Consider the following 24,442-nt stretch of genomic DNA (forward strand, 5'->3'; position numbering starts at 1 on the left):
CCCCACTCCTGAAAAAGACTCAGCAAACCTAATTAATTAGATGTGTCGCCTTTGCAGGTTGTGGATATTGATAATCTGTAGTTGCTTCCTGCTGCGCCTTAATAATTCGCAATGCTCCCAACAAATGCTCTAACATTTCTATGTGAGCAGAGTAAAGTGAATACTGAAGCCTTCCCATCTCTTGCATACCCAGGGCAAACAAGAGAAGCTGAATTCTGTTCTTCATGGGTGGCAATATACAGCCAGTCTTCGTCTTCTAATTTGTAGTGTGTATCTGTCCAGGTTCTCAGCATAATGCTATCCTCCAGGTGAGCTGTACTTGTTGAGACTCTCATAAATTTACAATTAGCCAACTTGAGCATGACTCCATATATAGGGCTTAAATTTAAGTCAATTAAATTTCAACCTTACCAGTAGTGTCTCAGAAGTTGATTTTTTTTTCAACTAAATTTATTGTAGCGCTAGTTGATTTTATCGTCAAGGCTTTGGTTGAAATTTTCGTCAAAGTTGCTTAAAATACTTATTAGGAGGTAAAAGCCGTGGAAAAAAGTTTTGGAAAGTTAATTAGAAAGGCCCGTAAAGAGAAAGGATATTCCCAACGAGAGTTGGCCAAATTCTTAGGAGGTGGACTTTACATATTTGTCCAAGCTAGAGAACGATCGCGCCGACTATGCACCAAAAGAAGAAGTGATTCGTGGGTTAGCAAGGAATCTCGATTTGGATGAAGAGGAATTAATTTTCCTCGCTGGCAGAATTCCTCAACAGTATGAGGAAATTCTCAAACAAAATCCAAAAGAGATGCTAGCATTGTTCCGACGAATGCAAGAAAATCCTGAATTCGCTCACAGAATATCTCAAGCTGCAACAGAGGGAGAATGAACCGTGAGTATCCTCAAACCGTATTGCTTTTATCGCAAAGAGTCGATTGAGCGTCGGGCAAATGATATTCTCAGACGAATGCATAAGACCACAAATTTTGCTCCCAGGTGGCCTTTTGAAGCTTCTTTAGTTGCTGATTTTTAGACTTGGGAGTTGTTTGGGATGAAATTCCTCCTGATGAAGGGGGGGCGATCGCTGCCCGAATCTTACCAACAGAACGACTGATTGAACTCAATGAAAAGATTTTAGATAAACCCCAAGGTTTTCAAGAATCAACACTCGCTCATGAAATTGGTCATTGGGTGCTGCATATTAATCAGGATGAAGCAGATGGAGCTGTGAAACAGTTAGAACTCGATCTTGGTGATTATGGAACACCAAATCAGTCAGAAGAACCTTTTGTGTGTCGGGGTGCAAGTGGCAGCAAAATTGATTCTATTGAATGGCAAGCTCAATATTTTGCAGGCTGTTTATTGATGCCAAAATCGATTCTTGAGGAGAAAAGACAAGGCAAAGATTTAACTAAGTGGTCAAATCTTTATAAAATTAAAGATGAGTTAGGCGTCAGCATTTCTAACTTAACTTACCGTCTGCAAGAGTTTGGCTGGATTTACATTCCTAAAGGTAGTCGAACAATTCATCGGGGACCTGAGGAAGTTCAAGGACAAACACAACTGTTTGGATAAATCTAAAAACTGACACAAAGAAATTAGCCAGCCTGTTTCAACGGCTGGTTGAATAATATTAGGAGTCAGGAATAGCATCAGGCAATTCCTCTTCCAGTAATCTGAGGTGAGGATATCGATACGCAGCAATGGTTCCCACAATTGCTAATAAACCGATAACAATGTCTAGAAGACCAACTCCAATGATTTTTAGATTAAGCATGAACGCAAAAAATAAGTTTTTCAATTTTACCTTCAGCTACTTACCATTACATTTCAGCAACGCCAAAAATTAAATCGTCTAGAAACCAGTTTCCCTGAGCGTTTTGCAGACATTCCTCAAGCTGTAATTAGCTACGTTGCCCAATTGTTTTCGGTACCTGTAATATCAAATCCGGTTGAATACTTATCATATATTTGGGTGTGGGAAGGGTGGGGCGTTTCCGGAGATTGAAGGCGAGAAAGTGTGGATAGAATTATAAACATATACTGTATAACCGGATTCTATATAAAATTAGGACTTACGCAGATACGTCATATATAGCGCTCAAAACTATTGTCCAATAGTATTTGGAATCTATAAATAGTGCCTTTGCGTAAGTTCTGATTATATTTAGTCTTCTTTGGCTGTTCCCTCAATCTGTTTGGTTTGAGCGATGTTGTTGTTTTGGAGAAATTATTCAATGAATTTCCAGTCTGTAAAACCAGTAAGGTTTTTACTCGTTTTTATCGCATTCTGTTCCGTTGCAGTTCCAAGTTTTCGATTACGTCAGGAATTAGAGCGACAAGCTCTTAATATTGCATGGCATCAAAGTTTGAAAGAAGGAACACCTAAAACTCAGGTTTTTGAGGATTTTATCAAAGACGCTCAGGAAAATCTTAAGGAAATGGTTCAAAATGAACTGCTCATAAGGGACGATTTTATCCTCGAAACAACTATTCCTGAATGTAATTCACAAGAGGCTTCCCCCAAAATATCCATAAGAGGAAGGGAAAAAAAAGCCCTTTTTGATTGTATCCGTATCCCTGACTTTGATACAGAATCGAAAACCGACTACAAAAAGCGATATGAGCAATCAGAACAAGACATTGTTGTTCGTCAATTTGACCACATAGTGCGTGGGCAAGGTAGTGATTTAGCCTCGAAAAAAGGTGAAGACGTTAGTCTAGAATATAGCAGAATATTTATTGACAATCTCACAGGCGATCCGAATTTTTTAGATCGACTACCTGGATTCAGAATAGACACTGTGTACCTATTTGATGAAAAAAATGGTGTTATAGCTGTTTATCCTGGTACTCAAGAAGGAGTTTACAATAATAGGAGAATTGACTACAGGGAGCGCCCTTGGTATAAATCTAGTATAAGTCAATATGAGACTGTTTATTTGAAAAATTTTTCTGAAGATACATCAGGACTTACTGGAATTTACATTGATATCACTGATATTGCTACGCCCATTGCAATAAGAACACTCTGGTATCGTTTTAAAGATATTGATGGAAATCAATATGTATTGGCATTTGATATGTTCTTTGATGAAACAGATCCTATTGTTTTCAGTAATTCTTTTCTCTCCTTTTTCTGGTTATCGACCCCCTTTGAATGGATGATGTTGGTGTTAATTGCATTGCCTTCATCACTAATACTAAGTTTGCTGTATGAAAAGTTGGCAAAAAGATTTCTGCCAGACACTGATTCTTTCAGTAATTTGTCTGGAATTAGGTTTACTCTGATAAAAGAATACTATGCTACTTTGAACGATCAGAATATTTCATTCAATGATACTAATGTCACGATCAGTCTTTCTTCTATACAAACATCCGCAGGAGTAAAATTATCGCTTCAAGGAACAGGTATGGAAGGTAACATTGAGCGAATCGCGCAACAGAATCGTCAAGAAGAAAAAGCTTATAGCTATAGCTTCGATCACCAATACAGTTTGAAAGTCGGTCCTGTCAGACCAACCCATAAAGCTGTACAGATTTGGCAAGCTGAACGGGAACCCCACCTGGGTAAATCACATATTGTCGGTCATGTGGTTGCAGACTGGAAAACTAATAATACCGTCAGTTCATCGGGAGAGTTGTCAATTAAGTCAATTTTTTGGAATAAAAAGGAGGAGGTATACCTTCCTTCTTTCCAACGCCAACTAAGAGATCATCTCCTTACTGGTGAGACGGGAGAACTTACTTTGGTTCCTGATACGCAATATCAAAAAAGACAAAGCATCCCAGCTTTGTTAAGCGATATTGACCCTGATAAGCTGGAGACAGTTCCTGAATTGAAGCAAGTTATTGATAATAGCTTTGATCTTGAGCAGGGACGCTTTTTTGTCTCACAACTGGAGACAGTGGAAACGCTTTATGCTTTAGGTAATGTCAAGGCTATATATTCCATTCCTTTTGTCCGCAAGATTATAACCAAGGGACAGCATGATTTTTTCAGGACAACGGCAATGGATACCGATCGAGAAGAGTTTCGCTTCGTGCTTGAGCATGAAGCTCATCACTTCAAGAATAAGGTATATAATCATCTCAATCCAGATATTCAAGATGACTGGAAAAACGAATCACCATTCCAGATCATGGTACATCAGCGTAGTGCTAAAGAGAATGTCATCCTGGAGCAAGAGGGATTTTCGCTGATTTACATCAACAATGTGTTAAGGTTTGTACTGTACTCGTTGTCTGATGATACATATTCAGGAATTGGCTGGGTTAGCTGGCGCAAGGTCGATCTTGAGTTTTTCAAAACGCTTTACGAGTATCAGCGCTCAAAAGGCAATTCTGTCAAAACAGTGAAAAGCTACATTGAGGCGTAAAGCGAAAATTCATGTCATTAGGTGTAGTATGTAACTGAAGCGCTTGATATATAAGGAATATATAGATTTATCTTAGTTAGTATGCGATCGCAAATTATATAAGTCAGGACTTACGCAAAGAGGGGTTTGAGTAGCAATTGTGCAAGAAACCCCATTACAGCGGTTTTCATTTGGGTAGACCACAGTAGGGACGTTCCATGGAACGTCCCTACAATATTTTGCTTGTGAAGATGTGGTTAATCAGAGCGCGGGACTTCCCGCCAGGGAAGTTAAATAGGGCTTGCTGATTAAATCTGAAAGCATTAACATATAAAGGTTTTAGCCTTTTTTGTTCAAAAAAAGTCCAAGCTTAATGGTCGTAATGGTTCAAAAAATCAACATATTAAGCAAGAGTTGGGAAGAATAATCAAGGGATTATTCTTCCTCCTACCTCCTCTATAATATCAAATCCGGTAGCATCGGTGTAATTAGATGGGGAGATGGGGAGATGGGGGACCCACCCCTAACCCCTCCCTGGAGGAATGTGGGGGGATGGGGAGATGGGGAGATGGGGGACCCACCCCTAACCCCTCCCTGGAGGGGAATGTGGGGGATGGGAAGATGGGGAGATGGGGGACCCACCCTAACCCCTCCCTGGAGGGGAATGTGGGGGATGGAGAAATATTTGGTAATCGTTGAAGATGAAACATTTTTTACGTGCCGAATTAAACGGATTTGATATAATTCCCATTTCTCCTGTCTCCTGTCTCCTGTATTCCCCTCCCCTCCACGGTCGGGGTTAGGGGTGGGTTGGGAGGGGGAGGGGCGAGGGGTGGGTTGTCTCCTACCCTTACCCATAAGACTTTTTCAGCAAACCCTAATTATGGGTCATTCTCAAAAATAGTATGAATCTTTAAGAAATTTGTACCTCGTGTATGCTTGGTAGGAATACCAGCCACAATCAAAATTTTCTCCCCTGGGGTAGCAAAATTTAGTTTCAATAAATAATTTTGAGCTTGTGCTGTTAAATCTTCAAAAGATTCAACTTCTTCATTCAATAATACTGGTTTGACTCCCCAAACTAAATTCAAACGGTGGTAAACCTTGTCATTGGGAGTGAAAGCAACCACAAAAGCTTTCGGACGTTCGCTAGCAGCTAAACGTGCAGTATAACCAGAACTCGTGAAAGCAGCAATACAACGCAACGGTAAAATCTTATCTATAATATTAAGTGCTTCACTAAGAGCATGAGTTTCATTCGTTTCTGCTGGAGGATAATTAATAAACTGCGTATCTTTCTCCACATCTGCCGCAATACGCACCATTATTTCTACAGCCTTAACTGGATACTTACCCACTGCTGACTCTCCAGATAGCATTACTGCATCAGTACCATCAACAATAGCATTTGCCACATCGCTCGCTTCTGCACGAGTGGGTCGGGGTTCGTGAATCATACTCTCTAACATCTGGGTAGCTGTAATTACCGGAATACCTCTTTTATTGCACATCCGAATAATTTCTTTTTGCAGCATCGGTACTTTTTCCGGTCTCATTTCTACCCCCAGGTCTCCCCTAGCAACCATAATACCATCGCATTCCTTGACAATAGCTTCTAAGTTAGCGATCGCTTGGGGTTTTTCTATTTTTGCTATTACTGGCACATCTGCATCTTTTTCTTTTAAGAGTGATTTCAGTGTCAAAATATCTTCAGCACTACGCACAAAGCTCAATGATATCCAGTCTACTCCCTGAGACAAACCAAATTCCAAATCTTTTTTATCTTTTTCTGTCATAGAAGGTAAGCGCAAATTCAAACTTGGTAAATTAACTCCTTTACGACTTTTGAGCAAACCACCTGTAATCACTTTGCAACTAACAGCATTTCCCTCTACTGACTCCACTTCTAATTCTAATAACCCATCATCTAATAATACCTGAGTTCCTGGTTTTGCTTCTTCTGCTAAATATGGGTAGTCAATACCCACTGTTCCTGGTTGATGAGTATCATCAGCTAATGGTATTAGAGTTAGCTGTGCCCCTTCTTCTAAAGTTATTGCACCATCAGGGAGTTGACCCACTCTAATTTTCGGACCTTGGAGGTCTTGCAAAATAGTAATGGGAGTATTTAATTCTTCAGATATAGAGCGCAATAGAGAAACTGTGTGAGCATGGTCTTCATAGCTACCGTGAGAAAAATTCAGTCTTGCTACATTTAAACCTGCTTCAATTAGTTTTTTAATTACTTCTGGAGAGTTACTGGCAGGGCCAATAGTTGCGACAATTTTAGTCCGATGAGGTATAGACATAATGACTTTATTGTTTTTCTCTGACAATCAGCTATTATACTAATTTTAATCAAGTAGTAGGGTTGGCAAATATGATTATTGATATCAATAGTTAATAGGTTTGATATTTGCCCACCCTATCCGGTTATTCTAGTCAACTAGAAAGTTACTTAAGTGTTGGGCGAGACTTTCTGTGAAAGGCAAGTGTTTGATTCTCCGCTACTCGCTTTCCCTAAAACGGTTTTCCTATAGCCTTTGTATTTCAATAAAAGATACAAAATGGGTTGTATAAACCTTAACCCTTGGGGAAATAAGCAAATTATGACTAATTGTAAGATGGCTTCTACCAAAGTAGGAGTTTGTCGCAAGATGCTGGCTTTGTTCAAAGTAATAGCTGTATCCAAAGCACTAACCTCTGAAGAATCACTTGTACTTTCTGAAATGGCTTGGAGTAAACGCTGTAGTCCCTGATTGTGATTTTTAGCCTTTTGTGAGTCTATGTAATTATTCATTTCAACCTCTTCGATGAGGCAGTTGAGATATTCATTTGAATTAGCAATCTCTAATATTTCTGCCATTCGATCTGCCTCATCCTCTGAAAATGCAGGAAGAGATATCAAGTGACTATACTCTTCTAATAAGGATAACAGGTGTTTAGGTTGTAACTGTTTTTCGTTCATTGCGATGCTGTGTGATTATTACTTTTTGCCTACTGGAGTCAGTATTTTTTACCTTGGTAGTAAAAGTGAGTTAGGAGAATATGGCTTCCCCATAAAAACCCTTTCAACCCTAAGCTGATAATTTCTCAGATTTGAGAGACCAAAAAGCTTTTTTTTAGCGTTCCAATGCACGTTTGCCTCTCTGTCTGACAGTAGCTTCTTTCAATATTTCTCCACAATCGGCTAAATCAGCTACTACTTGTTTCCAGGATTTATCTTGGAAATATTTCAATTCTAGAATTTGCCGATCTTTTTCGGTTAGAGTTTGAAGTGATTTTTCTAAGATTTTCAGCTCCACTTCATTATTATCTTCCCGATCATTAGGGGCAATTTGACGCTCTATGAATTCAGAGTTTGCTTGCTCCTTGAGTTGTTGTCGGCTCATCTCCCGAATAATATTCAAAGAAGTTATTCTTATCCAAGCTCCAGGGTTTTCAATATGCTCTCCAGAGTCTATTGTTTTTGTTCCTCTAATATAAACTTCGGAAACAACATCATAGAAATCGACCTGTTCTAGATGAAATTGTTTTAGTGTGCGAATAATAAATTCACGTAAAACAATTGAAGTTAATGAATCGTGAAAATCCTTGATATTTTTGGAATTTGCTAAACTTTGAATAGCTAAATCAAAAGACTTTTTAGCATCGGTTTTTAGTTTCATTGTCACCGAAAAATTGTGGTCTAAAGTCTCCCCTTTTAAGGGTTAAGGGGATAAAAAAAGAGAATATTCCTGATGTCAAGCCTCTTTATTGCAGAGGTACTGATAACTGATAACTGAAATGACTCCTTTTATTCTGACATGAAACTACCTCATTAGTTAATTAATCTAAAAATTTTAGGTGAGGGTTATTGTCGAAAAAAAATCTACCTCCCAACATCTCAAAATATTTAATTGATGGAGAAGTATAAAAGAGTTAATTTTATTCTTAGATAAAATATCTCCTAATAGATATCTCCAGAATATAGTTTTTAGAGATATATAATGTTCGGCATTGATAGCTGATTCTGCTTTTTTTTACACAGCAATCATCCCTAGGAAGTTGCTCTACTTTCACTATTGCATCTTGTGATATCAAATCCGTCTTAGTTACGCAAGAGGGTACTTTAAAAAGTCTTACTATAGGGTTTGTGAATAGGAAGGAAAAGCCTCTTTTTATACCCGGATTTGGTATGATTAGACATTTCCAGAAATTAGGATGAAACTACCTTTTTACAGGGTTTTCTTGTGAATTATCAGATACATATATTTATCAACGCTTACTTATATGTGAATAATTCCCTGAAATGTGACAGTTTTCTGAAAAAAAAATTGTGTCACAAACAAAATGGCTTTCTAAACACCACTAAAAGTCAAGAAAAGTTGAAAGGAGATTGGAGAATTTAGTTATCATACTTTAGATAAGGTTAAGCGCCAGGGCAAACCAATAATATCATGTCCAGTTGAATATTTATAAATAAGGGGGTGGAGAATCAGGAGATTTCCCCTATGTAAGAGAATAGTTTTTTTCATCACTAATTATCCAGACTTGATATAACACCCTGTAAGTAATTAGGCAAAATTATTTCGATGTGACAGTTTTTTGAAAGAAAAATTTGTGTAACAAAACAGCTCGAGCGGACACATAAATACAGGAATGCATCTAAGTCAAAAAAAATTGAAAGGAGAAAAGAAAAATGTCTAATAATAATCAGTCTTCTAACCAAGAAAATTCTCAGCAATATAAAGTTTCAAGAATACTTTTAACAGTACTTATTGTTGTAAATGTACTATCTGGAGGTTATTTTGTTGATTTCAAAGTATCTGCTATGAATGTTGAATTGAAGTTTGAACAAACAAATCCTCTTTCAGAGTTGCTTTTGGACCAGATAAATAAAAAACAGAATTAATATCAACAGGACTTACGGAGCTAGCACGAAAGTATTGCCTTGAGATGACTTTGCTCCGTAATGCTGAGGCGAAGCTCTGCTACTCAGCATGACAAAAATACCTTGCTTTGCGTAAGTCCTATGAAATTAAAATAATTAGTTATACTACTGTAGTTTGGGTCTTGCTCCGCAACATAAAAAGCGTATTTTGCAACCCAACCTACAAAGTATTAACTTGTACAATTTTATTCCCTAATAGTTCATAAAAATATAGTCAAATATGACTAATCCTTATTTTACAGGAGTTACCCTGACTGGGTGAACTACAACACCCTCTATCCCATAGTCAAAGACAAAAGGGAGCTGCTTTTCTCATAATGTTCAAAGAACCGTTTACATCAGCATTGATTAATCTTTTGCTTGCGGTACGATACAAACCTCTTTTTATTCTTTTTCCTGAAAAGGTGACTTGATTTTTCTCACTTTTGTTGTAAACAGGTATCAAATCATTATCTATAAAGCTTGCTTTTGATGTATAAGATTCTTCTGTAATTATTACATCTATCCCTACCATCTTGGCTTTATAAGATAACATTTCTATTAACTTGTTATAGGGAACAGATACAAAGTTTTGATTATTTCTTTTCCCTAAGTTTATCTTCTGCTTCCACTCTGGATTGTGTCCTATTATTAGTGTTCCTATTTCCCTATCTATCAGGGTATTAATAATTAAACGAGATGATTTATGAAGGTAATCGTTGATTTTAAATTCTCTCTTATTACAAAGCTTTTTCAGTCTTTTGCTCGATCTATTTTCTCGGAGTTGAGATTGTAGGTAGCTTTTAATTTTGTTATAGTATTGATTCATTGATTTTAACGGTCTGCCATTGATCAAGAGCGGTTTTATATCGGCTTGATTAAAGGTTAATGTAGCTAGATTGTTTAATCCTATATCAATACTGGCACAACGATTTTTCTCTAGCTCGTATTGTTTTTCGCATTTTTCATAAATCACCTCTATTACATAATGGTTAAGTCTGGGGACGAGACGAACTTGTTTAATTTGTGAAGTAGGTACTAATGTTTTTAGATAAATCCCTGTTTTACTGGGATTAATAATTCCTTGTTTTAATTGTTTTTTGCTGATGGCTTGTGTGGTATAAACTACAAGATTTCTTCCTGTTATTTTATTTTTATATCTAGGAAGACGAGGACGAGCATTAAACTTTGATTGGTTCTGTTTATAGACTTCGTTTGCTGCTAAAAAACTTTTCCAGTTTCTATCTAGTATCATCAATATTTGTTGAGATACTTTAGCTGGTATTGCTTGATAATCTGATTGAGTGGAGAGTGTTTTTTGGAGGTCGTAATAGTGACGATAATTATTTTCCAAGATGAAAGATTGACGAACTAAATAGTTAGCATAGTTATAAAGATTTTTCGACAAGAAACATAGTCTGTCAATTTCGTCATAAAACCGATGACTTTTTTGAATAATATGTCTCTCAACTAATTTCATATATCAAGGGGTTAAAATTATATTAGGATTCGAGAATTTAGGAATTTTTATTTTGATTTAGTCTGGAATTATTAGTCAATTTCATTATACTATTAAACATATTGCCTTTGAGTTATTAAATTTTGTCAAATATTTAGTAGTTCTTTTATACAAATAAACGGAGATATTTGACATCACTTGACTATATATGACTATATTTATGTATAACTTTTATTATACTTAATAGTAAATAGATTCAATTGTTTCTACCAACAGATGATTATTCCTGATTTTTTCCTAACTCGTAATCCATAAAAAGCGTTTTTGGATTAAAAAAAGTACCAGTTTTTCGGTGGAAAAAGCTAAAAAAGCTAGTATTTTGGGATTATTGTGGCAGAACAACCTTGGGACAATTTTTCTGACTACCTACTCTATAATTCCCATTTCTCCTGTCTCCTGTCTCCTGTCTCCTGTCTCCTCCCCCTACAAAAAGACTTTTTCAGCAAACCCTAAATAACGAGGTAGGAGTAAACCCAATTCCTGATATAGCTTTTAGCAAATAGCTATCAGCGATCGGTATCTATTCCTGCTTCTCTAAGTAACTGTTCTAAACGTTTGGTACGTTCCTCAGCAACTTCTTTGGCCTGACGTTCCTGTTGGAGTGCTGACTCAGCAACTTCTCTGGCCTGACGTTCCTCTTCTTTGGCCTGACGTTCCTGTTGGAGTGCTGACTCAGCAACTTCTCTGGCCTGGCGTTCCTCTTCCTTTGCCTGGCGTTCCTCATTCAATTGTTGTTGAATTTGGAAATAATCTGCAAATAATTGACCATCTGGACGATACAATTGCAAAATTTCCGGCAACACCTCAAACCTAATTCCCAACCTTGGGGAAACCCAACCATTCATCTCGTCAATTACATCTAGTAACGATCCAGAACGCAACCATCCTGTCAAATCATTTTTTTGCGGATCGTACAAATAATACTCTTCCACACCATGATTGTCATAAAATACGAGTTTCTTGCTCATCTCCTTCAAAGTATTTCCTGGAGAAAGAATTTCAAACACCACTTGGGGAGCAATATTATTTTCTTTCCATTGTTTATAAGAACCCCTATCGCCTTTAGGTACTCCAAACGCCACCATGATATCTGGTGCTTGACGGGAACTATCGCCTTGTACGGGATACCAAAGCAAATCTCCAGCCACAAAGACTTCAGGATTTTCTGCAAATAGCCAAGCTAGATTATGATAGATTACCATTATCCAGTGAAATTGAACTGTATTATCTGCCATTGGTTGACCGTCACTATCGGGATAAACAATTTCTGAATGGATTGGGGTTTCGAGTTGTTTCACCATAGTTTTTTCCTCAAAAATTCCGCAAAACCTCTATGATTTTATTATTTGAGTCTAATATCACAATATAACCTGTTGCTAAAGAATAAAGCAACTACTCTAATACTATCAAAATCTAGGAAAAATACGATTACTTGTTGAAAAAATCTCTAGCTAATTTCCTATATTTGCCTAAAAAACCAGCAAATAACGAATACTAAGAGACCTTCCGGGTGCAGCAAAACGCCGAAATTCTAGAAGTCCTGTACGAGTTTGACTCACAAATCGATAACAAATTCTTCAGTGTTATTTTTTTCATTTGTATAATCAAACCCCTGAATGGAAAGAAACCCAATCAGAAAAAGCTGATGACTTGCCAGTAATCATCCCATATTAATTGAGTTTTGCCATTAACACAATAGCAGCTCGTGCCTCGACCCGATACCTAACACCAATAACTTTTGTAGCTGTATCTAAATCATTAAAATCTTTAGGAGAAGGAAACGCAGTATTAATAATTAAATACCAACTTTCCCCTCTTTTTAAATGTGGTAACTCAAACATTAAAGGTTTCCAATAAGCATTCAAAATAATATGAAAATATTCACCACTTTCTGGATGCTTCAAACTAAAAGCTAAAGTCCGAGAATCTACCCACCAATCAGGTTTATCTAAATGTACTCCATGCCAACTAATATGAGGTACTTTATTCGGGTTAACTACCTTTTTCTCTCTAGGTAAAGATGACTCTGGAGTACCCGAACCAACTGTAGCTAAAACCTTATCTACCTGCATCATTTCTAACCTTTGGGTAAAATGAATAATCCCTTTCACAAATCGCAGTAAATCGGTTTGTTTCTCAATTTGCTCCCAATCAAACCAACTTAGTTTATTATTCTGACAATAACCATTATTATTACCAAGTTGAGTTCGCCTTACTTCATCTCCCATTAAAATCATTGGCGTACCTTGGGAGAAAAATAATATGGTGAAAAAATTCTTAATTTGTCGCAGTCTTAATCTTTCAATTTCCCACTTATTTGTTAATCCTTCAACTCCACAATTCCAGCTATGATTATCATTAGCACCATCGCGATTATCTTCACAATTAGCTTCATTATGCTTTTCATTATAAGAAACCAAATCATTCATAGTAAAACCATCATGGCAAGTAATAAAATTAATACTATGATTGGGTTCGCGGTCGGGTTTAGGATAAATATCAGGACTACCCATAATTCTAGCCGCTAACTTATCAACTATCTTGTGGTCACTTTTGACAAACTGACGAACATCATCACGATAATGTCCGTTCCATTCAGCAAAGCGATCGCCGATAAATGAACCAACTTGATATAATCCCGCAGCATCCCAAGCTTCTGCAATAATTTTTGCCCCTGCCAGAATAGGATCGGATTCAATTGCCCATAACACAGGTGGATCTTCCAACGGATCGCCAGTCATACTCCGAGACATAACAGATGCCAAGTCAAACCGGAACCCATCAACGTGCATTTCTCTAACCCAGTAACAAAGACAGTCAACAATTAAGCGATGTACAAAAGGATTATTCGTATTGAAAGTATTGCCACAACCACTATAGTTACTGTAATAATTGGAGTCGTCTGTCTCCAGAATGTAATAAGTAGAATTTTCCAGTCCCCGGAAAGAAACTGTCGGTCCGTTTTCATTACCCTCTGCAGTATGATTAAAAACCACATCCAAAATTACTTCTATTCCAGCTTTGTGCAAAGCTTTTACCATATCTCGGAATTCATCCATCGGCCCGAAAATATCTTTGCGAGAACTATAACTGTGGTGAGGAGTAAAAAATGCGATCGGGCTATAACCCCAATAATTGATTAGAGGTTCGCGCACATCTTGTTCATCAAATTGCTGTACAGGTAATAATTCTACAGCAGTAATTCCCAATTCTTTCAGGTAGGGAATTTTTTCAATTAGTCCGGCAAAAGTACCCCGCTTTTCTGGAGAAATCCCAGAATTAGGGTTACGAGTAAATCCACCAACGTGCATTTCATAGATAACTGTATAAGCGTAAGGTATGTTTAGAGGTACATCATCTTCCCAGTCATAAGCAGTTGGGTCAACTACTACCCCTTTGAGAGCATAGGCACAATTATCACCATAACCAGTAGCAGCTTCACGACTATATTTTTCTTGTCCCACTACTACCCTAGCGTAAGGGTCTAGTAATACCTTTGTACCATCAAATCTATGACCTTTTTCTGGCTCAAGTGGTCCATAAACTCGGTAAGCATATATTTGTCCTGCCTCAAGACCATAAATAAATATGTGCCAGTAATGGTGGGTTTTATGTTGTTTAGGGTCAAGTAAAATTACTTGCTTTGGTTTAGCTGCGTCAGGTTCATCAAATAGTAATAATTCTATTGCTGTAGCATTTTTAGAGTAAATTGAAAAATTTACCCCTTTGGGGTCTTTGGAGAGTGTCGCGCCAATGGGAAAACTATTACCTGGTAAGATATTAAGATTCATAATTTTTGACTTATTTAACTATTAGATAACCTTGGTAATTTTATACAATGTAAATAGATATTTAACAAAATCATTGGAAGTATTAATTATGTATGAAAAAATTTTAGTTGCCATCGATACTTCTGCTATTAGCGATCGCGTGTTTGATATAGCCCTAAAGTTAGCAAAAATCGGTCATCCGAATCTGATGTTAGTTCATATTCTCTCAGAGGAAGCAGAAGAAAGTCCGATAAATTATTGGCCCATGATTGGTACTGACATTGGTACAAACCCAGAGATGATGAAAGAATATCATCAACTTTGGGAAAAATTTGAGCAACAATGTTTACAAATCTTGGAATCAAAAGCAGATAAAGCAAAAGAACTAGGGTTTAATACAGAAATTACCCAACTCAGAGGCAACCCTGGTCGGGAACTATGTAAATTAGCTCAAAATTGGAATGCCGATCTAATCATTATGGGACGCCGTGGTCATTCCGTTTTTAATGAACTGCTATTGGGTAGTGTTAGTAATTATGTTATTCATCGCGCTCATTGTTCTGTTCATATCGTACAGGATTAGCTTTTTTTATTAAGCATCTCCTCCAAAAGTAGGGACGTTGCATGCAACGTCCGTAGGGAGTAGGAGGGAAAGAGTGTGGGGAGTGTGGGAGTGTGGGGAGGGTGGGAAGTGTCGGGAGTGTCGGGAGTGTCGGGAGTGTCGGGAGTGTCGGGAGTGTCGGGAGTGTGGGAAGTGTGGGAAGTGTGGGAAGTGTGGGAAGTGTGGGAAGTGTGGGAAGAAATTAAAAAATATATATCTTCACACGTTAGTGAGCAGGACTATCGGGGAAAGAATAGATGAATAAGAGTGCAATAATTGATTTGATTTTTTATTATTGGGATATTTATTAGTAATGAGCAATTATTCATTAGTATTCATTTATATCTATAGTGTTTTTATTTGAGATGTAAATCTATATTGAGGTTTTTTATTAGAAGAAAAGCACACTTTTAATTCCTGACATCCTTGTTTTTGTTAATATTTAGTACTTTTTTATCTCCTTTACCCAATAATTAAGGTAAAAATCCTCTCCTTTAAAGGAGAAACAATGAATTAATTTTACTTTTATTCAATCCTCTCCCTAAAAGGAAGAGGTAATTATCAATTATCAATTATCAATTATCAATTATCAATTATTGAATATTCCCTCCATACCTATTCTCTATTTTCTTTTTAATAGCACTTGGTTTCCACCTCCCAGATAAAAAGGCTATATTAGAAATATCCAATAATAAAAAATAAAATCAATTATCCCACAGAAATTATCAATTCTTCCCTCCAGGGAGGGGTTAGGGTGGGTTCCCTACTCCCTCTTTTCTGGAGATGTCTATTAATAATTGCTTATGGATATTCTGGTAAGAGCCAACTCTATCAAGAAAGCTACTCAAAATCATAATTTCCATTTTCACTAGGAATAATTAGTCTGAGATTGACTGTAAGCATTCAGCTATTAGCTGTCAGCTATAAGCTCTCATGAGGAAGTTTATATAAATATAGACTTTAAAGCTAACTTTGGTAGTAAGTATAAATTATACCTCAATTAGTAAAGCTTTTATCTCAAACTAAAGGCAATAGCTGAATGTTTACGATTGACTATAGTGAAATCAACATTAAAATATATATTTTTTGCTGATAATTCAGATACAATAATTACTATAGCAGTCTAAGGAAAGGTTAGGACATATCAAAAGCTCATAACTCAGACAAAACAAGCTTTTTCCTTCTTTTTTCTTCCTTCTTCCTTCTTCCTTCTGCTATATCAGACAAAATAATTAAATTTTCATCATAAAGATTATGTATCAAAAAATTCTAGCAACAATGGACACATCGGCAGCAGGCGATCGCGTATTTGCCACTGCTCTCAATTTAGCAAAACTCAATAATTCTTACTTAAAATTATTGCACGTTTTATCTCCCGAAGAAGGAGAAATACCCGTTAAATTTGGAGCAATTTCCCGGGAATTTAACAAAGAATTGATTGCGGAATATCAACAAAAATGGAAAGATTTCGATCGAAAATGTCTAGAAATGTTGCAGTCACGAGCTAACGAAGCTACAACAGCAGGGGTAAGCACAGAATTTCTTCAAACTGAAGGTGCACCAGGAAAACAGATATGCAAAGTAGCCGAGGAGTGGGGTGCTGAACTAATAGTTATGGGACGCAGAGGACATTCTGTTTTCAGCGAAATGGTTATAGGTAGTGTGAGCAGTTATGTAATTCACCGGGCTAAATGTTCGGTACTGGTTGTGCAGCAATAGTCTTTGGGTAGTGTTGCATTGCAATAGTATTGCTAGTGGGAGCATCTTGCTCCCGTTCTCATTATTTTTGTCACAGTATAGCCAGTGGGAGCATCTTGCTCCCGTTCTAAGTTTTCCCGATCTCCACCTACCATTACACGAGCAGGACTACCGATTTTTGTAGGTGCGGGTTCAATTGATGTCAATTTTACTATATGGTATACAAGAACAAGGGATGCCTAGCAAGGGAGCAAAATGCTACCACTGTTCTTCTTGTCACAACAATAATTACAATGCACGACCATTAGAATGTACGACCACCAACAAATACTCCCTACTCCCCTACTCCCCCACTCCCCCGCTCCCCTACTCCCCTACTCCTCACACTCTATACAGCCGCAACCGACGGAGATTGTTGTTTTTGTGGCATACGCTTCCCAGTCATTACCATTTTTACTCCACCAGCAGGAGCTATAGTTACACCACGACGAACTATTTTTAGCGATCGCTTCTCTAGTAAAGCCAAACTATAATGTCTGAGAATAGTTGCTAATACCAGTTTCATTTCAAACATAGCAAATGCTGCTCCAATACAACGACGAGTACTACCGCCAAAAGGCAAAAATTCATAAGCAGAATATTGCCTTTCTAAAAATCGTTCTGGTTTAAATTTTTCTGGTTCCGGATACAAATCTTCCCGACGATGAGTTAAATAAATACAGGGAGCTAGAGCAGTACCCTCTGGATATGCTTGACCCATAATTGTGATTGGTGATTTGGCTATTCGCGCAGATGTAATTATTCCTACTGGGTAGATGCGCAGAGTTTCAGAGCAAACTGCATTCAGATAAGGCAGTTTCATAACTGCCATTGGGTCTGGGTTATCTCCAAGGTCATCCAATTCTGACAATAGCTTGTTATAAATTTCTGGTTGGCGGTGAATCCAGTAAAACGCCCATGCTAATGCTGTGGCAGTAGTTTCATGTCCTGCTAAAAGCAATGTAATTAACTCATCATGCAATTCACGATCGCTCATAGCTCCCCCTGCTTCATCCCTAGCTAAAAGCAGCATTGTCAAAATATCAGTTTGTTTGGGGTCTAGTTTTTGACGACGTTCGGCAATTTCTGCATACACTAACTCATCAACTTCTTGCCGTTCCCTGATAAATTTACCCCACGGACTCCATGAACCCAAATCAACTTGGAGAAATTTTAAAAATAGCGCACTTGCTTTCCAGGAAGAAGCGAGTGATTCTAAAACTGAATTCAAAAGTTGCTCTAATTTATCATACCTCTGTCCTTCCTGTAAACCGAAGACCGCTTGTAATATTACCTTTAAAGATATCTCTTGAGTTGATTCTCTCATAGAAAATGGCTGCCCTACTACCCACTTACTAGCTACTTTTTCAGCGATCGCGCAAATTAACTCACCATAAGCTTGCATTCGCTCTCCATGAAAAGGTGGCATCAAAAGTTGACGATGACGTTGGTGGCGATCGCCGTCTAATAACAATAATGAATTATCTCCCACCAGTGGTGCCAACAATTTATTCCCATAACCAGAATCAAACTTTTTTGGATTAGTCTTAAGAATCTCCTCAATGGCCTTCGGATGACTAATAAATACCATTGGATAATTCAATTTTATTTGAAATGCGTCTCCATATTGTTCTGCACATTTTTCCATAAATGTCAAGGGTTTGGCTACCCACTGAAGGAGTTGAATCAAAGCTGGAGCTTTTGGACCTGGCAATTGTGTCATTTCAGTTATCAGTTATCAGTTATCAGTTATCAGTACCTCCAGCTAAAGCCAGAGGCTTGAAATACTGAAGTTTACTTTTTTCATCCCCTTGTAGAGCAGCAGCTCGCAACACAGCTAAGGGGAGGCTATTGACCCTTTTTTTTGGTCATAGTCATATTTCTATTTCTATTATTATCTAGTTTTCTTTATGCTAGAAACAAGTAATGATATTATGTATGGATAATTAGCGATCAAAAACTTGCTCCTCTTTCCTCTTTCCTCCTGACTCCTGACTCCTGACTCCTCCGAAGACCACCGACCGCAGTCTGTAACTTACCAATAGATAATTGATAATTAATCCCCAAAGGTTTAAAACCTCTCATGAGCAAGGAGAAAAAAGAAATCAGATTTCCTGATATTCAATTCCGTTACGGTTTTAACCAGAGGTAATTATCCATTATTCATTATCCATTATTCATTAATCAAAGCAGATTCCATGTAAATGTGGCACAGTAGTTCAGACTCCAAATAATGAAAGCTTATTTAACACTCATACTCAGGATGGAAAAAACTATATTCTTTCTAGTTCTTTAAACTACAAAAATTCAACTATACATATTTTTTTAGTAGACATCTCCAATAATCAAAAATAAAATCAATTATACCGTATAAATCATCAATCATTTACCTAAAAATTGTGCTTTAAAGCCTCTCTTTTTAAGGAGATAATAAATAAAAATTTTCCTTTGAGTCAATCCTCTTCTTTTTAAGGAGAGGTAATTGTTAATTATTCATTATTCATTATTCATTATTAATTTTTGAACCCTACTCCCTACTAAACATACTTTTTTTCTAGTGAATATTTTACTAAACTAGGAATTTCTGAAGGTCGTTTTGCTACTGGTATTTTAAATTCTTTAAAAGCTGCAATTTTACTCTTCATTCGGTCGTGAAAATTATGTTTTATCCTAGAGTTTCTAGCATTAATTAAACTACTAGCGTGAGTGTAATTTTGATTTATTGGAGCATAAATACCAGCAATATAAGCAACTACAGGTTTATCAATTGTTTCTGATATATAAGAAGCTGCAATTTCCTCACTTGCACCACCCACTTCTCCTACTAAAACAATTAACTCTGTACGGTCATCTTCATCTAATATTTGTAACCACTGCAAAAAAGAAGAACCAACAATTGGATCGCAACCAATACTAACACAAATAGATTGTCCCAATCTTGACTTTGTTAATTCCCAAGCTACTTCATAAGTAAGAGTATTACTACGACTAATAATTCCCACTGGGCCTGGAGTGTAAAACTGAGTTGGATGAGTGCCCAGCAGTAATTTATCCGGCACGATAATACCTGCACAGTTAGGTCCAACAATCAGAGTTTCTGTAGCCTCCGCTTTTCTCAATAACTGGACCATATCTAGAGGTGGCACTCCTTCCGTAACGATGACAATTTGTTTAATGCCAGAAGCGATCGCCTCTAAACTAGCATCTAACACCTGATAAGCAGGCACAACTATCAAAGTGGTGTCAATAATACCCACTTTTGCCACTGCCTCCTCTACCAAATTAAACACAGGTATGCCAGACCATTCTTGTCCCCCTTCTCCAGGACTAATACCTGCTACCACATTTGTTCCATAAGACTTCATCATTAAGGCTATCTGGGTAGACATTTTTTCTGTAGCACCCTGAACTATTACCTTACTATCTGGAGTTAAATTCATAATTCTTCAGCCGTTATTTATATAGGCATTTATTAAGCAGGCCATCATTATCGGTAAAAGGTTTTTATTGACTTAAAATTCTATGTAATTACCGAATAATTAAGGTTTGAAGCCTCTCCTTTAAAGGATAAACAAGCGGTCGTAGCGCAGCTTCCCGGAGGGTGGGATGCTGAGGAAACCTAGCCATATCCAATCGACCAAGAGAAGAAAAAATTTTCCTTTTAGTCAATCCTATCCGCTTTCAAGGAGAGGTAATTATTAATTATTAATTATTAATTATTAATTATTAATTATTAATTGTTGAACACTACTTAGCTAAAGAAACAGCTTTAGTAACTGCATCTTCTAAATTTTCGATTACCTCTACTGGTAGACCTGATAAACGTTCTTTAGCTATATTCACTTCACCTCCTAATAAACGTAGTATAAACATAATATTATCTTTATTCATAGTTTTTAAATTATTCAAATACTCATAAATTATAGTAATCAATTCATCACTTGTCTGAACTATACCTAGAAAATTCAACAATACTACCTTGACATTTTCCTTTTGACTTACTAAATCTAAAGCAGCAAACATTTTTATTCGTAAACTATCCTTGACCTCCAAATAATCACCCAACTTAATATTCAGAAAATTTGCTGGTTTTCCATTAGCTTCTATTATCAAATCAACAGTAGCCATTGTTAAACCTTCACCATTACATAAAACTCCGATATTTCCTTGTAATTCTGTAAACTTGAGTTGATAATCTGGAATGATTTTTTCATTAGCTGCTACATTGGTATTATTTGTAATTAATAAAGAATTTTTGTCTATTTTACTTACTTGCTTCTCTTGAATTTCATCATTATTCGTAATATTTTTACCAACTAAATTCACTAATTCTAGATGACGACCTAGAGCACGATCATTAACACTTACTTTACCATCTAAAGCCATTACTTCTCCCGTCGGACTCACACCTAGAGGATTAATTTCTACCAAATCTAAATCCTTTTCTATAAATAATTGATACATTTTTCCACTATATTACTAACTAATTCTATTAGTTTTCCTTCCAGTCCAATTTTTACCATCAGACGACGTGCATAAAAAGGGGAAAATTGTTGACTAACAACTACCTGTTGCATCCTTGTCATAGCTGCCTCTGTATCAATACCTCCTTGTGCTGAACCGAGAAGTACAGGACGACGTACTATTGGGTCTAAAACAACTGCTAGGTATAATTCTTGATTAGCATTATATTTTGCTTCTGCCAATAAAACTTCTGGATACTCATCTTTGATTGGCAAATTAAAAATTGCCTGAGCTGCTGCCACAGCATCAATTGTATTTTCAACAAATTTAATTCCACCTAAACTCCTCCTTTCTCCAGCATGAACTTGAGATTTAAGTACTACTGGATAAGGTATTTTTAATTTTTTAAATCTTTAGGATAATCTATCCTTTGAGATGGTAAAACAGGAATTCCTACCCCACTAAACAAAGCTTTAGCCTGATATTCTAATAAATCCATACTAATTTTAACGTTTAATTTTCTTAAGTTAATAATATGATTGTTTTAAGTTCTTCATTTATTTGATAAATTTTGCAGCTATTATATTTTTGAATAAACTTGTATAGTTCAGTAAGCATTCAGCATTCAGAGCCATGAACATACAGGACTTACTAAGATTAGCTTGTTCCCTTTTTTTTTCCTGCAAAATGCTGCATAAACATAATTTTGAATTCTCCTTCTCAGATAATAAGTTAATATAGCTGAAGTCCGCAGTTCCGACCTTATGAGGCTAGCTGACTACTGTTTGCGCAGCATTCCGCAGGAAATGCTTAGATACTTAAAATCAAATCTTATTTTCTAATAATTATTAATTAATCGTATTACCGGAGTATAATTGTTTATTTAAAAACAGGGATTTCTGTATTTATTCCTGTTTGTTGATAACGGAATTTGTATAATTCATTTGATAATATATGTTACTATTGGAAATAGTTTATACTTATTTTATATAAATTAATCAATTGATTAATCTATGATAATTTTAGCAATTCTAAATCTGAAAAATTGTTATACCTATTATCTTTGAGTATCGCGATTTTAATTAAATAACAGAAAATTTAGGCTTCACAGTTTAGAAATAGAATTGCTATATATTTTATCTCCGATACTTAGTCTATTCAAAACATGATTGATAGCTAATAAGAGTCGATCAAATTACCATCAAACTAAGTAATTGGATAATAACCTAAATTTTTAACTTTCCCAATTCCCTTGATGAATTGTTTTTACCCATTTCAGTCGCTTCGGTAATATAGACATCCTAGGAATAGTAGCACCCATCACGATAAACCAATGCAACATATAAAAAGTTCCTCGCACACTTTCTAAAAAAGTAAGTAGTATAGACAACGGATGTTCTTTCTCAGAAACAAAGTCTAACTTCCCTTCTTTAACAATACTCTTTTCTTGTTTCCTAGTTCGACGTAAACCGATAAACATTCCTAATACAGAAACTGTTAAAGTAAACACAGTCAAAGGACTCGTGATGGGTAAACGACGCAAGATTATTGCCATAAGAAAATCAGGTACAGCAGCAACCGATATTAGATATTGTGTCACCAAAAATTGCCATAAATCCCAAGTCTTACCAAATCTCATTCGGTTACGCAAAATCAATTGCCAGTAGTCTAGATAACGCTGATATCCACCCTCAGCCCATCGGGAACGTTGATGCCACAAAGCTTTTGGGTTAGTTACTCCTTCCTCCATTACTGCTGGAAAACTGAGAAAATCTATATCCCATTGGTTTAAATGTAGGCGAATTGTTAAATCTAAATCATCAGTAATAGTCTGTTCATTCCACCCCCCACACTCTTTGAGAGCATTCAAACGTACAAATTGGCCATTCCCTCTAAGTTCACCAACCCCACCAATAGCAATTCGTTGTTCCTGAAAAAAGCTATCTAGAGCCATTTCTCCTGATTGGCCTTTTGTCCAAAAATTTAGACCAGCATTGGCGATCGCTTTTCTAACTTGTACTGCTCCTACTTCTTCTCTAGCAAAAAGTGGTACTACCTTTCGGAGTAGATCCGGTGTTACCTCTGCATCTGCATCAAAAACTCCTAAAATTTCTCCCTTAATCAAAGGTATAGCAGTATTGAGAGCACCTGATTTACCTCCACTGGCATCTGGACTTCTCCTAATAACATTGAGCTGCTGATATTCTTTTGCTAACTGTTCTAACAATACAGGAGTTTTATCTGTACTATTGTCATCTATTACCCAAAGTTCGTAATTATTGGTTGGATAATCTAAAGTACAGATATTTTTTACCAATTTACTAATTACAGCCTCTTCATTTTTAGCTGCTACTAACAGAGAGACATAAGGCCAGTCTGTCGAATTTTCTTCTGATAAAGGTTTTGGAGGTAGTTTTGGTTTAGCGAATAGTATTCTCAAAAGTTGAACTGATAATAAACCTGTCAAACCTACAATTACCCAATATCCCCAGGAAAGTAAGTGCAGAAGGATAGTAGTAGTCCAAATCAGAAATGACATAAGTGCTGCTTTACGTCTACGACCATCGTAAATATTCTGATGACTACTTAACACTTCCTGTTGTTGTTTTATTTGACTCCGGTCTAAGCATTGTTGAGTTTCTGCCACCTGATTATTTTGTTGTTCGTTACAGAATTTATTGTTTTGATGAATTTGGGTTTCCCGATAATAATCGTTTTTGGGCCAAGAACTGTTCGGCATAACTAAATTAATCTTAAAAGATCCAATCGCTAATAATTTTCTTATTTTTAAGAGACTAACCTAATTCCGTCTGAAAAACTATAAATATGGTCTTTCAATAATTGATAATGGATAATGGATAATGATAATTACCTCTCCCTAAAAGGAAGAGGATTGAATCAAAGGAAAATTTTTCTTGTTTCTCCACGGCGAGTGAGAGGCTTTAAACCTTAATTATTCGGTAAAGTAAAGAATGTAAAGAGTTGTAGCGTGACACGCCTAAAATTTTGCAATAGTAGGGGCGGGTTCCGCGTCAAGTTAATTGCTCAACATCAAATTTAGATAAACCCGCCCCCGCCCCTCTTATACCAG

The 24,442-nt window shown here is 36.6% G+C and carries 20 protein-coding genes and 2 pseudogenes; 8 read left to right on the plus strand and 14 right to left on the minus strand.

The genetic code is table 11. The features are described 5' to 3' along the window. Positions 1 to 28 precede the first annotated feature (28 nt). On the minus strand, positions 29 to 226 hold the full coding sequence (locus SAGCYANO_RS15970) for a hypothetical protein (RefSeq protein ID WP_237396217.1): 198 nt from the start codon (positions 224 to 226) through the stop codon (positions 29 to 31). Positions 227 to 539: 313 nt separating this feature from the next. Here SAGCYANO_RS15970 and SAGCYANO_RS15975 point away from each other — a divergent pair. After that, positions 540 to 879 (plus strand): annotated as a pseudogene (locus SAGCYANO_RS15975) (helix-turn-helix domain-containing protein). A 3-nt stretch (positions 880 to 882) separates the two neighbouring features. Then, positions 883 to 1,565: pseudogene (locus SAGCYANO_RS15980) on the plus strand (ImmA/IrrE family metallo-endopeptidase). 58 nt (positions 1,566 to 1,623) lie between these two features. On the opposite strand, the gene SAGCYANO_RS15985 reads toward SAGCYANO_RS15980, so the two are convergent. After that, a complete protein-coding gene (locus SAGCYANO_RS15985) occupies positions 1,624 to 1,791 on the minus strand; it encodes a hypothetical protein (RefSeq protein WP_237396218.1) in 168 nt (55 codons plus the stop codon). A gap of 436 nt (positions 1,792 to 2,227) precedes the next feature. On the opposite strand from SAGCYANO_RS15985, the gene SAGCYANO_RS15990 reads away from it, so the two are divergent. After that, the gene (locus tag SAGCYANO_RS15990; protein ID WP_202220994.1) at positions 2,228 to 4,369 is read left to right on the plus strand and encodes a hypothetical protein; all 2,142 of its coding nucleotides are present in this window, start codon (positions 2,228 to 2,230) and stop codon (positions 4,367 to 4,369) included. Between the two features lie 471 nt (positions 4,370 to 4,840). Further along, positions 4,841 to 5,047 carry a hypothetical protein gene (locus tag SAGCYANO_RS15995; RefSeq protein WP_202220995.1) on the plus strand — a complete coding sequence of 69 codons (207 nt, stop codon included), beginning with the start codon at positions 4,841 to 4,843 and terminating at the stop codon, positions 5,045 to 5,047. 182 nt (positions 5,048 to 5,229) lie between these two features. Here SAGCYANO_RS15995 and pyk read toward each other — a convergent pair whose 3' ends face one another. From pyk to SAGCYANO_RS16010, 3 genes are all read right to left on the minus strand, one after another. Beyond that, positions 5,230 to 6,657, minus strand: coding sequence for a pyruvate kinase (pyk, locus tag SAGCYANO_RS16000; protein WP_202220996.1), 1,428 nt, complete (start codon positions 6,655 to 6,657; stop codon positions 5,230 to 5,232). 149 nt (positions 6,658 to 6,806) lie between these two features. After that, positions 6,807 to 7,316 carry a hypothetical protein gene (locus tag SAGCYANO_RS16005; RefSeq protein WP_202220997.1) on the minus strand — a complete coding sequence of 170 codons (510 nt, stop codon included), beginning with the start codon at positions 7,314 to 7,316 and terminating at the stop codon, positions 6,807 to 6,809. 154 nt (positions 7,317 to 7,470) lie between these two features. Next, the gene (locus SAGCYANO_RS16010; RefSeq protein ID WP_202220998.1) at positions 7,471 to 8,016 is read right to left on the minus strand and encodes a sigma-70 family RNA polymerase sigma factor; all 546 of its coding nucleotides are present in this window, start codon (positions 8,014 to 8,016) and stop codon (positions 7,471 to 7,473) included. A 1,013-nt stretch (positions 8,017 to 9,029) separates the two neighbouring features. On the opposite strand from SAGCYANO_RS16010, the gene SAGCYANO_RS16015 reads away from it, so the two are divergent. Next, a complete protein-coding gene (locus SAGCYANO_RS16015; RefSeq protein ID WP_202220999.1) occupies positions 9,030 to 9,242 on the plus strand; it encodes a hypothetical protein in 213 nt (70 codons plus the stop codon). 325 nt (positions 9,243 to 9,567) lie between these two features. Here the strand turns inward: SAGCYANO_RS16015 and SAGCYANO_RS16020 are convergent, their stop codons facing one another. The 3 genes from SAGCYANO_RS16020 to glgX all read right to left on the minus strand — a co-directional run bounded on the left by SAGCYANO_RS16020 (position 9,568) and on the right by glgX (position 14,570). After that, complete coding sequence (locus SAGCYANO_RS16020; protein WP_237396219.1) at positions 9,568 to 10,740, minus strand: transposase; 1,173 nt, start codon at positions 10,738 to 10,740, stop codon at positions 9,568 to 9,570. A 545-nt stretch (positions 10,741 to 11,285) separates the two neighbouring features. Next, positions 11,286 to 12,080, minus strand: a complete 795-nt coding sequence (locus tag SAGCYANO_RS16025; protein WP_202221000.1) for a Uma2 family endonuclease — start codon at positions 12,078 to 12,080, stop codon at positions 11,286 to 11,288. 369 nt (positions 12,081 to 12,449) lie between these two features. Continuing rightward, on the minus strand, positions 12,450 to 14,570 hold the full coding sequence (glgX, locus tag SAGCYANO_RS16030; RefSeq protein WP_202221001.1) for a glycogen debranching protein GlgX: 2,121 nt from the start codon (positions 14,568 to 14,570) through the stop codon (positions 12,450 to 12,452). Positions 14,571 to 14,658: 88 nt separating this feature from the next. Between glgX and SAGCYANO_RS16035 the strand changes: the two genes are divergently transcribed. The 3 genes from SAGCYANO_RS16035 (at position 14,659) to SAGCYANO_RS16045 (ending at position 16,869) form a co-directional block, all read left to right on the plus strand. Then, on the plus strand, positions 14,659 to 15,132 hold the full coding sequence (locus SAGCYANO_RS16035) for a universal stress protein (protein ID WP_202221008.1): 474 nt from the start codon (positions 14,659 to 14,661) through the stop codon (positions 15,130 to 15,132). A 75-nt stretch (positions 15,133 to 15,207) separates the two neighbouring features. After that, positions 15,208 to 15,411: a hypothetical protein gene (locus SAGCYANO_RS44815; RefSeq protein ID WP_237396220.1), complete on the plus strand. Its 204-nt coding sequence runs from the start codon at positions 15,208 to 15,210 to the stop codon at positions 15,409 to 15,411. A 993-nt stretch (positions 15,412 to 16,404) separates the two neighbouring features. Beyond that, a complete protein-coding gene (locus tag SAGCYANO_RS16045) occupies positions 16,405 to 16,869 on the plus strand; it encodes a universal stress protein (protein WP_202221003.1) in 465 nt (154 codons plus the stop codon). A gap of 32 nt (positions 16,870 to 16,901) precedes the next feature. Here the strand turns inward: SAGCYANO_RS16045 and SAGCYANO_RS16050 are convergent, their stop codons facing one another. The 6 genes from SAGCYANO_RS16050 to SAGCYANO_RS16070 form a co-directional block, all read right to left on the minus strand. Continuing rightward, positions 16,902 to 17,054: a hypothetical protein gene (locus tag SAGCYANO_RS16050; RefSeq protein WP_202221004.1), complete on the minus strand. Its 153-nt coding sequence runs from the start codon at positions 17,052 to 17,054 to the stop codon at positions 16,902 to 16,904. Between the two features lie 182 nt (positions 17,055 to 17,236). Then, a complete protein-coding gene (locus tag SAGCYANO_RS16055) occupies positions 17,237 to 18,610 on the minus strand; it encodes a cytochrome P450 (protein WP_202221005.1) in 1,374 nt (457 codons plus the stop codon). An 814-nt stretch (positions 18,611 to 19,424) separates the two neighbouring features. Beyond that, positions 19,425 to 20,327, minus strand: a complete 903-nt coding sequence (locus tag SAGCYANO_RS16060; protein WP_202221006.1) for a CoA-binding protein — start codon at positions 20,325 to 20,327, stop codon at positions 19,425 to 19,427. Between the two features lie 307 nt (positions 20,328 to 20,634). Then, the gene (locus tag SAGCYANO_RS50380) at positions 20,635 to 21,351 is read right to left on the minus strand and encodes a hypothetical protein (protein ID WP_375339946.1); all 717 of its coding nucleotides are present in this window, start codon (positions 21,349 to 21,351) and stop codon (positions 20,635 to 20,637) included. Beyond that, positions 21,333 to 21,746, minus strand: a complete 414-nt coding sequence (locus SAGCYANO_RS50385; RefSeq protein ID WP_375339947.1) for an ATP-grasp domain-containing protein — start codon at positions 21,744 to 21,746, stop codon at positions 21,333 to 21,335. Before SAGCYANO_RS50385 ends, SAGCYANO_RS50380 begins: the two co-directional genes overlap by 19 nt. Before the next feature lie 839 nt (positions 21,747 to 22,585). Beyond that, the gene (locus SAGCYANO_RS16070; RefSeq protein ID WP_202221007.1) at positions 22,586 to 24,091 is read right to left on the minus strand and encodes a glycosyltransferase family 2 protein; all 1,506 of its coding nucleotides are present in this window, start codon (positions 24,089 to 24,091) and stop codon (positions 22,586 to 22,588) included. Positions 24,092 to 24,442: the final 351 nt, after the last annotated feature.

The sequence above is a fragment of the Okeania sp. KiyG1 genome (assembly GCF_014132355.1).
GTDB lineage: Bacteria > Cyanobacteriota > Cyanobacteriia > Cyanobacteriales > Microcoleaceae > Okeania.

What these genes read in the sequence shown, in the direction of transcription:
- SAGCYANO_RS15970 (WP_237396217.1), bottom strand. Translation starts at nt 226, where the DNA reads ATGAAGAACAGAATTCAGCTTCTCTTGTTTGCCCTGGGTATGCAAGAG.
- SAGCYANO_RS15990 (WP_202220994.1), top strand. Translation starts at nt 2,228, where the DNA reads ATGAATTTCCAGTCTGTAAAACCAGTAAGGTTTTTACTCGTTTTTATC.
- SAGCYANO_RS15995 (WP_202220995.1), top strand. Translation starts at nt 4,841, where the DNA reads ATGGGGAGATGGGGAGATGGGGGACCCACCCCTAACCCCTCCCTGGAG.
- pyk (WP_202220996.1), bottom strand. Translation starts at nt 6,657, where the DNA reads ATGTCTATACCTCATCGGACTAAAATTGTCGCAACTATTGGCCCTGCC.
- SAGCYANO_RS16005 (WP_202220997.1), bottom strand. Translation starts at nt 7,316, where the DNA reads ATGAACGAAAAACAGTTACAACCTAAACACCTGTTATCCTTATTAGAA.
- SAGCYANO_RS16010 (WP_202220998.1), bottom strand. Translation starts at nt 8,016, where the DNA reads ATGAAACTAAAAACCGATGCTAAAAAGTCTTTTGATTTAGCTATTCAA.
- SAGCYANO_RS16015 (WP_202220999.1), top strand. Translation starts at nt 9,030, where the DNA reads ATGTCTAATAATAATCAGTCTTCTAACCAAGAAAATTCTCAGCAATAT.
- SAGCYANO_RS16020 (WP_237396219.1), bottom strand. Translation starts at nt 10,740, where the DNA reads ATGAAATTAGTTGAGAGACATATTATTCAAAAAAGTCATCGGTTTTAT.
- SAGCYANO_RS16025 (WP_202221000.1), bottom strand. Translation starts at nt 12,080, where the DNA reads ATGGTGAAACAACTCGAAACCCCAATCCATTCAGAAATTGTTTATCCC.
- glgX (WP_202221001.1), bottom strand. Translation starts at nt 14,570, where the DNA reads ATGAATCTTAATATCTTACCAGGTAATAGTTTTCCCATTGGCGCGACA.
- SAGCYANO_RS16035 (WP_202221008.1), top strand. Translation starts at nt 14,659, where the DNA reads ATGTATGAAAAAATTTTAGTTGCCATCGATACTTCTGCTATTAGCGAT.
- SAGCYANO_RS16045 (WP_202221003.1), top strand. Translation starts at nt 16,405, where the DNA reads ATGTATCAAAAAATTCTAGCAACAATGGACACATCGGCAGCAGGCGAT.
- SAGCYANO_RS16055 (WP_202221005.1), bottom strand. Translation starts at nt 18,610, where the DNA reads ATGACACAATTGCCAGGTCCAAAAGCTCCAGCTTTGATTCAACTCCTT.
- SAGCYANO_RS16060 (WP_202221006.1), bottom strand. Translation starts at nt 20,327, where the DNA reads ATGAATTTAACTCCAGATAGTAAGGTAATAGTTCAGGGTGCTACAGAA.
- SAGCYANO_RS50380 (WP_375339946.1), bottom strand. Translation starts at nt 21,351, where the DNA reads ATGTATCAATTATTTATAGAAAAGGATTTAGATTTGGTAGAAATTAAT.
- SAGCYANO_RS16070 (WP_202221007.1), bottom strand. Translation starts at nt 24,091, where the DNA reads ATGCCGAACAGTTCTTGGCCCAAAAACGATTATTATCGGGAAACCCAA.